This window comes from Candidatus Firestonebacteria bacterium RIFOXYD2_FULL_39_29 (genome assembly GCA_001778375.1).
In the GTDB taxonomy this organism is placed as follows: Bacteria; Oederibacteriota; D2-FULL-39-29; order D2-FULL-39-29; family D2-FULL-39-29; genus D2-FULL-39-29.
In genome coordinates, this window is record MFGV01000002.1 from 1 (window position 1) to 9,483 (window position 9,483).

Sequence of the window (9,483 nt, forward strand, 5' to 3'; positions counted from 1 at the left end):
ATTAAAACTCATTGCTTTCCCATACCTTGACTTTTCTGCATGGATTTCATACGGAGCGACATACTGGGTATATATATTACATTCTCTTGCTTCTCTTTCTTTTGATTTTTCTCCAAAAGGTATCCTATCTGTAGTATAACCCTGCGGCTCATAGCCATAATAATGCTCTGTTTCAATTTTCTCGGGGTAAAAATCATAAGGAGTTGCCGTCCAATTCGGTATTTTGCCATCCAACAACTCTCCCGTTTCTATTACCCAATCGTCCAAATCCCTGTAATTCTTAGGATTTCCTTTAAAGACATAATACCTTTTGAACACTTTTATGAACTCTTCATCCGTCAATATCTTTTCTTTCCATGCATGATATAACTGGTCAATTAATACCGCATAAGCAGAACCATTTATTCCTTTTCTACCTGGAAGTATTTTTATACCAAGTTCATCGTCAAAATTGTTATCCCAGATATCCTTCCATAATTTCATAAATTTATTTTTAAGCCCTAATTTTCGATATATTTCCAAGAACGGGATCGTTGAATATTCATCAACTATCCCATCAAACATAAACACTGCTTTTTCAGGGGATTTTTCATGAATAGCTTTAAGCTTTGCATATACTTCTTTAGTCAAATCCTGGTTTTTACTTTTCTTATTGAAATATTCAGAGAGCTCCAATACTCTGTCATCCAAATAATCAATTCTAAAATCACTGCTATGCCTATCTCTTTCTGACAGATAGGTTTTTAAAAACAATGTCAAATTTTCGTCATATTTGTCGGTATTTACTCCTAAATTATATAATGTTTTTACTGAATAAATTATATCCGACGCCTGACACCCCCACGATATTTTATCTTTCTGCAAAGTTGGATTTGCAGGCGATATATCCTCTGTTCTATAATAAAGACTATCGTTGATCTTGACTACTATATACTCACTATTCCAAAATTCTACTACGCCTTCCAATATCTCAACAAGCTTCTTTCTGTGATCTTCACTTAAATAATTTGCATTCTCTGAAAGCTGAAGCATTCCTATTCCAAATGCGTCGGGAAAATCCGCCGACTTGATAAAATACTTGCCGCGACTTTGATCATACGGCACGGGATGCGAAGTCCAGCGGGTAAATCTTTTACCTTTTGAATATGGATAAAACTTGCCATCATCCGAAACTAATGATTGTGTAGGCAGCCAGTTTTTGCCGTCTTTTGTTTTTGTGCTCTTATATATCTCAAATAATCTGCCTATTATCTGTTCAGACATATTTTTAAATTCAGGTATTTTTGTTTTAATATAAAATCTTAAATATCCATCTGCCTTGCAAGGCATCTGGGCGGTATGAACGGTCTCACACTGATACAAATCTCCATTGACCTCTGCGCTTTCCGCAAATAGCCACTTAAAATTGTAAATCCCCTTAACATACACTTCCACGCTGCGAAATACTGAAACTTGCCCAGCTAAAATCTGTTTATTCTCATCGGCGCTGACGGGAAAAATACAAATAGAGAGGAGACTTAACAAAAGATGGATTTTGATTTTCTTGAATGACTTCATGATTTCAGACCTGTTTCATTTAGTGCTTGCTGAACTTTTCCTGCATTTTTATCGATTATTGGTAGCAACATGCTTTTTCCTCTTAAATTATTATATTAACTATTTAGATTTTACTGTATTTACCAAGTGTTTTCAAGAGAATAATAGAATTTTTCATCTAACTTGTAAACGAGAGATTATTTTTAGGTCTTTATCACAAATTCATCATAGCTTGGTTTAATCTCTTTACCCGGCGGAACTACCAGAAATCTTTCTGTATCAGACCAATTCCCATCTACTAAATCCTGCAGCAATCTTAGATCGGCTTGGTATTCGACGTATTTCAGGTTTTCTTTCCTGGCGAGTTCTTTTGTCTTTTCTGCATAGCCTAAATGTTTTGTTATTTCTGTTTCTATGTATACAATGCTGTCGTTGTGTTTTTTCGGGTTTAGGGATTCCATTATGAACTTCGCGTTCTCTTCCCCGTACATCTTTACAAAGTCGTCGTAAGTGCCCTGAGTTCCGGCAACTTTCATATCGGACTCACCCTCGCGGAACATCGAGTCCCCCCTTTCCATATAACCGGCAGAGGTAAAGGGCTGGCTTAAATTATCTTTAAAGTGTTCCATGTATCTTTTATTTGAACCGAGAAGAAAACCGGCGCAATCGTGGACCCGGGGTATTACTACCGGGACATTTCCGGCTTTTACACCGGCAGAGGAGTTGCCGCAGAGGCCGTAAGCAAGCGCAATTGCTTCGTATTTAATTTTACCTGAGGAAATTTCATCTATTTTTTCCTGAAGTTTTTTTCGAAGGATATCGGATTTGTCATGAAGCCCTTTTTCAAGGAATTCCACATCTACAATATTTTTTGATTTGCTGATAAAGTGGGATATTTCCCTGTGAAAGACCTCACAGGCAAGGAGTTTGAGTCTCATCAGAGTTTTTTCTTGGCAAACTCAACAGCGTTCCGGAATAATACCAGACCGTCGCCCTCTTCCGGAAGTTTTTCCCTGGTCCACCTCGGATGATTGTAACGGGTTACAAATCTTTCGGGATGAGGCATCATGCCAAGTATATTCCCTCCGGGATTGCAGATACCCGCAATAGCTTCAGTCGAACCGTTTGGATTATCAGGATAACCTGAGATGTTACCGTCTTTATTTACATATTTAAATACTATCATGTCGTTTTTCTTTATATAATCAAGCGTTTTCTTGTCCAGCGTTAAAAACTTTCCTTCCCCGTGGGCAATAGGAAGATAGATCTGTTCTTTAATTCCTTTGGTAAAGACACACCTGTTGGAAGTGCTTTTTAAATAGATCCAGCGGTCTTCGAACTTTCCGGAATCATTATTAAAAAGAGTGGTATATTCTTTTTTATCAATCCCGTCTATACCGGGAAGCAGTCCGGTCTTTACAAGAACCTGAAAACCGTTGCAAATGCCGATTATAAGACGCCTTGCCGATACAAACTTGGAAATTGCCTCCATCAGACGGTACTGTATCTCATTGGCAAGTATTTTTCCGGAAGCAACATCATCCCCGTAAGAGAATCCGCCGGGAATGACAAGTATTTGATAGTTCATAATATCAACTTCTTTGCGCAGAAGCTGATTGATATGAACAAGATCCACCTCCGCCCCGCAAAGTTCAAACGCCGTCACAGTCTCATAGTCGCAATTTGTCCCCGCAGTGCGTATCACTATTACTTTAGCTTTTTTTGACATAATAACTCCATCTTCCGCCTAGGCGGATTTCGCAAAGGGTTTAAGGTTCTATATTTAAACCTTTGCTCAACTTCCTTTGTTGGGGGTCATTTATATATTTTACAAACCCTCAACTCCTTTGCTCAATGCTTTTTTCTCTGTTTGCCGCTCTGCTACGCTTCCGCACATCTGAGCCTCAGCCTTTAAGGGTTTCTTAAAGGCTTCTGCCAAGAATCCTTAAGTCTATTAATATCTTCACTTACAACCACTCTATTATCAAGACCATAGACCATTACTTTAGAACCAAAGGTTTCGCCGATGTTGGAGATTTCAAATCCTTTATAGAGGGTTTCGAACTTCCCCTGATTTTTTTTCTCTACCTCTACAATAAATCTGGAGTTTGATTCAGAAAATAACACATAATCATCCCTGTTTACATCTCCGCTTCTCTCCACTTTATCCAGATAGATGTTTGCGCCGATACCTCCGGCAAACGCCATTTCGGCTATCGCAACACCGAGACCGCCTTCAGAGCAATCATGACAGGACCTGATCATCCCCGCCTTCATCGCTTTATGCATCTTATCAAATATTTTCTTTGCCTTCTTTGCATCGACCCTCGGCACTGTATTTCCTATTGCGTTATTCAGTTTTAAATATATCGATCCGCCCATTTCATTCAACGTCCGGCCAACAATATATATGAGATTGCCTTCTGCTTTGAAATCCATGGTCACGGAATCCCTTACATCCTCAACTACCGCTATGGCAGATATAAGTAAAGTACCCGGTATGGCTATCTTTTTTCCGCTGTTAACATCAACATATTCGTTGTTTAAGCTGTCTTTACCTGAGATAAACGGCGTTCCGTAAGCAACAGCGATATCATAGCAAGCTAAAGAAGCCCTTACCATACCCGCAAGTTCTTCAGGTTTATTCGGACTCCCCCAGCAGAAATTATCAAGTATAGCAATCCTGTCCGGATCCCCTCCGACAGCTACAATATTCCTGACCGCTTCGTCAATATTTGACGCAGCCATCCAATAAGGATCTATCATCCCGTATCTGGGGTTAATTCCGTTTGAAACAGCTACACCCTTCCAGGAAGTAAGTATCGGACGTGTAACTGCCGCGTCTCCCGGTCCATCATTCGTAGCTCCCTGCATAGGCTTAATAATAGAACCACCCTGAACTTCATGATCATACTGCCTGATTATCCATTCTTTGCTGGCAACAGTCAGATCTGAGAGGATCTTATGCAAAGCATCTCCCAAATTAGAGGGAGAAACAAAACTTGGTTCGGCATTTTCTTTTTCTTTCCATTCCGCAATCAGCTCAAACCTAGGACCGCCGTCATGGATAAATTTCATATCCAGGTCCGCAACTCTTTCTTTGCCGTAAAATAATTCAAGCCGTTTTGTGCCGGAAAACTCCCCGATAATAGTTGCTTCCACATTTTCACGTTCGAATATTTTCATTATTTCCGAGAGCTTATTTATCGGAACTGCAAAGACCATCCTCTCCTGGGCTTCAGAAACCCAGATCTCCCAGGGAGTAAGTCCCGGATACTTTAATGGCACTCTGTCAAGATAGACCTTAGCTCCGGTCTCTTCACCCATTTCACCAACGGCGGAAGAATATCCTCCCGCTCCGCAATCCGTAACAAAATTATAAAGCCCTTTATCTCTTGCCTGAATAAGAGCGTCCTGTGTTTTCTTTTCTATTATAGGATTTCCGATCTGGACCGCGCTTACTTCAGTATCCTTATCTAAAGCAATAGAAGAAAAAGTTGCGCCGTGAATTCCGTCCCTCCCGGTCTTACCGCCAAGAGAAACAATAACATCGCCCGGTTTTACTTTTTTAAAGCAGGCACCGTTAGGCATTATACCCACGGTTCCGCAATAAACTAAAGGATTGCAGGTATAACCTTCTTCAAATATAACGGCTCCGTTACTGGTTGGTATTCCCATTCTATTGCCGTAGTCCCGGACTCCGGATACCACGCCTTTAAATATTCTTCTCGGATGTAAAGTACCTTCTAAAAGTTTCTCCTCCGGATAATTAAGAGGCCCAAAGCAGAAGACATCCGTATTCATGATAGGTTTTGCTCCGAGTCCGACCCCGAGTATATCCCTGATAACTCCCCCGATACCCGTTCCTGCTCCGCCGTAAGGTTCAATCGCCGAAGGATGATTGTGGGTTTCCACTTTGAAAGCTACGCAATTTTCCTCGTCGAATTTTATTATTCCCGCATTATCAGTAAACACGGAAACACACCACTCTTTATTTATCTCTTTCGTCGCTTTAATAACCGTCTGTTTTAAAAGATTATCTATCTTCTTGCCGTTATAAGTTATAATTCCCCTGAAAGCTTTATGCTTGCAATGCTCGCTCCACGTCTGGGCAATAGTTTCAAGCTCTACATCAGTGGGATTTCTTTTTTTCTTTTTAAAATAGGCTTGAACCGCCTTCATTTCCGCAAGATTTAAGGAAAGAAGCCCCTTTTTACTTATATCCAGAAGTTTTTCTTCATTTGCTTTGAGAATTTCAAAAGTTTTTACATTTTTCATATAACCTTACGCTTTCTTTATTTTGTAGAACTGAACAATACCATTGGCTAAAAGCCCCGAGCATATTTTATCAATCTGCTTTTTATCAAGCTTTCCTTCTATAATATATACCTGTCCGGTCTTCACAGAAGTCACACCGGAGATACCCAAGTCTCCGACACCTTTCTTAACTGAATCACCCACCGCATCCGTAACACCCGGTTTGTACCAGACTTCAACTTCCCATTTCATAAAATGCCTCCTATTTACTAATGACGAATGACTACTTACTATTTATGGAGGATTATTATATATGCTGTTTACAGCTTCCTTAAATAGTCATTAGTCACTAGTAATTAGTACTTTGCTAGCCTAAAATGTCCAGTGAAATATTCAAACTTTTCGCTGAATGCGTCAACGCGCCGACGGAAATATAATCAACGCCAAGCCTGGCAATTTTTTCAATACTTTTAAAATCCACCCCGCCGGAAACTTCTATCCGGCATTTTTTGTTGATAAGTTTAATTGCTTTCTTCATATCGGGAATACTCATATTATCCAGCATAATAACATCAATATTAGACTTAAGAGCTTCTCCCACTTCTTTCATGTTCTGCGCTTCTACTTCGATTAACTCACCCGGATATTTTGCTTTTATCATATTTACGGCTTTTATGATGGAACCTGCAATTTTAATATGATTATCTTTTATAAGCGTACCGTCATAAAGTCCTACGCGGTGATTTTCACCTCCGCCGGCTTTTACCGCATATTTTTCCAGATTGCGGAGCCCGGGGGTGGTCTTTCTGGTGTCCAGCAAAGTTACACCGTAGGGTTTTGTTTTTTTTACATATTCACCGGTAAGAGTGGAAATACCGGAGAGTCTCTGAATCAAATTAAGCGCAAGCCTTTCACAGGTAAGGATAGTTCTGGCGCTTCCCTTAAGCTTCAAAAGCACCGTGCCATTCTTTACTTTATCTCCCTCGCTCACCTCTGCTTTGACTTCAATATCCGGATCAAAAACCGTAAAGACCTCTCTTGCCACTACAAGACCGGAAATAATACCCGCTTCACGGGCAACTATCTCTGCTTTTACTTTAAGGCCTTCCGGAACAATTGTATCGGTAGTAACATCCCCGCTGCCCACATCTTCGGTAAGAGCGCTTCTTATAATATTTCTAAAATTCACTTTCTCATCCTTTCAAGATTCTCTTCAAGTTTTTGTTTCTTCTCAATATAATCCTGCTGTTTCTTCTTCTCGATCGCTATTACTTCGACCGGAGCTCGCTGCAGAAAGGACTCATTGGAAAGCTTAACTTTTGCTTTTTCAATCTCAAGAGTAATCTTTTCAATTTCCCCGGCAAGACGTTCTTTTTCTTTCCCAAGGTCAATTAACCCTTCTAATATAACAAATATCTCAAGCTTTGGCAATACTGCAGTTACCGAGAGTTCAGGCTTTAGAACGGAAGGTCCGACTTCTATTTTTTCAACTTTTGCCAGGTCCATAATATAATGAAGACTGTTATTAATCGCTTTTATCGATACCTCGTCTTTGGTTTTGATATTCACCCTAATTTTCACTCCGGGATTAACTTTTCCTTCACTTCTAGCATTTCTGATCGCATTTATTATATTCTTAACAAGCTCCATTTCTTCTTCAATATCTTTTTTGATCTCATCTCTGGCGGCTTCCGGCCATTTAGATTTCATTATAGACTCACCTTCGTGCGGTAATGATTGCCATATTTCTTCGGTAACAAAAGGCATGAACGGATGCAAAAGTCTTAAGGTTTTTTCCAGGGTATCAGAAATTATGAATTGAACTGTTTCCCGGGCGGTATGCTTTCCTTCAACGGTTTTCAGTGAATCAAGGTTCTTAACGTTCATTCTCGGTTTTGCCAGCTCTATATACCAGTCGCAGAACTCATGCCAGAGAAAGTCATAAAGTCCTTGTGCCGCTTTATCAAAATTATAGGTACCCAGATTTTTAGTTACTTCCTCCACCAAACGGTTAAACTTACTGAGCATCCATCTGTCTGCCAGGGTAAGCTGAAGTTTTTCCGGTTTAATGACCGACCTGTCAAAACCTTCGAGATTCATAAGGACGAACCTTGAAGCATTCCAGAGTTTATTTACAAAATTACGGTAACCTTCGAACCTCTCATCGGAAAGATAAATATCCCTGCCCTGGGCCGCCTGCACACCAAGGGTAAAACGGAGAGCATCTGTTCCATATTTATCAAGGACCACCAAAGGATCTATTACGTTCCCTTTGGATTTGCTCATCTTCTTCCCTTCCGAATCCCTGATCAAGGCATGAATATAAACCTCTTTAAAGGGTACTTCACCGCGGAACTTTATTCCCATCATTATCATTCTGGCAACCCAGAAAAATATAATATCAAAAGCAGTGGATAACACGCTGGTAGGATAGAATTTTTTTAAGAAATCTGTCTCTTCAGGCCAGCCCATAGTGGAAAAAGGCCAGAGCGCGGAAGAAAACCAGGTATCAAGCACATCCGGATCCTGCTCAACTGCACCCCCGCAAGCAGGGCATTTTTCCGGAGCAGTCATATCTACAATTATTTCTTTACATTTTTTACAGTACCAGACAGGTAGCCGGTGTCCCCACCAGAGCTGACGGCTTATACACCAGTCACGGATGTTTTCCATCCACTGATAATAGGTATCTTCCCAGTGAGCGGGAACAAATTTCACTTTACCATCTTTTACTGCCCTGATAGCCGGCTCCGCCAGAGGTTTCATCTTTACAAACCACTGAAGAGAAATGATCGGTTCTACCACAGTCTCACAACGGGAACAACTCCCGACGGAATGCTGATAGTCCTCTACTTTTAAAAGCAGCCCCAGAGTGTCAAGTTCTGCCACTATTTCTTTTCTTGCGGTAAAACGGTCCTTGCCCTTATATTTTCCGGCATTTTCATTAAGCACCGCGGAATTATCCATAATAATTATCTCTTCCAGACCGTGTTTCTTTCCCATAGTAAAGTCATTCTGGTCATGCGCGGGAGTTACCTTAACAGCTCCGGTCCCGAGCTCCATGTCCACCATTTCATCTCCTATTACTTTTATTTCACGGTTCATGATAGGAAGAAGGATAGACTTTCCGATAAACTTATTCCATCTCTCATCTTTAGGATTTACCGCTACCGCAGTATCCCCAAGCATGGTCTCCGGCCTAGTAGTTGCCACCACTACAAAGGAATTTTCCCCTTTGACGGGATATTTTAAATGCCAGAAATGACCTTTGGTATCCTTGTATTCCACCTCTATATCAGACAGCGCCGTATGACATCTCGGACACCAGTTAACTATATAATTTCCGCGGTATATCAAACCTTCCCTGTAAAGCGCGACAAAAACAGTTTTAACAGCGTTCGAAAGACCCTCATCCATGGTAAAACGTTCACGGGTCCAATCACAGGAGCAACCCATAGTTTTGAGCTGGTTTATAATTGTACTTCCATATTTTTCTTTCCATTCCCAAACTTTTTTTACAAATTCCTCACGGCCCAGGTCGTGACGGGTTTTACCTTCTTTTCTCAGCTCTTTTTCCACTACATTTTGAGTGGCAATCCCTGCATGGTCCGTACCCGGAAGCCAAAGGACATTAAAGCCCTGCATTCTTTTGTATCTGGCAAGGGCATCCTGAATAGTACTGTTAAGCGC

The 9,483-nt window shown here is 40.7% G+C and carries 6 protein-coding genes and 1 pseudogene; all 7 read right to left on the reverse strand.

Annotation, left to right across the window (positions count from 1 at the left end):
• Window positions 1-1,557: pseudogene (locus A2536_04140) on the reverse strand (hypothetical protein).
• 182 nt (window positions 1,558-1,739) lie between these two features.
• Window positions 1,740-2,474 carry a hypothetical protein gene (locus tag A2536_04145; GenBank protein ID OGF48406.1) on the reverse strand — a complete coding sequence of 245 codons (735 nt, stop codon included), beginning with the start codon at window positions 2,472-2,474 and terminating at the stop codon, window positions 1,740-1,742.
• Window positions 2,474-3,265: a phosphoribosylformylglycinamidine synthase I gene (locus A2536_04150; protein OGF48407.1), complete on the reverse strand. Its 792-nt coding sequence runs from the start codon at window positions 3,263-3,265 to the stop codon at window positions 2,474-2,476. The genes A2536_04145 and A2536_04150 overlap by 1 nt, the downstream gene beginning before the upstream one ends.
• 182 nt (window positions 3,266-3,447) lie before the next feature.
• Complete coding sequence (locus A2536_04155; protein ID OGF48408.1) at window positions 3,448-5,814, reverse strand: phosphoribosylformylglycinamidine synthase II; 2,367 nt, start codon at window positions 5,812-5,814, stop codon at window positions 3,448-3,450.
• 6 nt (window positions 5,815-5,820) lie between these two features.
• On the reverse strand, window positions 5,821-6,045 hold the full coding sequence (locus A2536_04160) for a hypothetical protein (GenBank protein ID OGF48409.1): 225 nt from the start codon (window positions 6,043-6,045) through the stop codon (window positions 5,821-5,823).
• Between the two features lie 115 nt (window positions 6,046-6,160).
• Complete coding sequence (locus tag A2536_04165; GenBank protein ID OGF48410.1) at window positions 6,161-6,982, reverse strand: nicotinate-nucleotide diphosphorylase (carboxylating); 822 nt, start codon at window positions 6,980-6,982, stop codon at window positions 6,161-6,163.
• The coding region (locus A2536_04170) for a valine--tRNA ligase (protein OGF48411.1) at window positions 6,979-9,483 on the reverse strand (2,505 nt) is incomplete at its 5' end. The genes A2536_04165 and A2536_04170, both read right to left, overlap by 4 nt.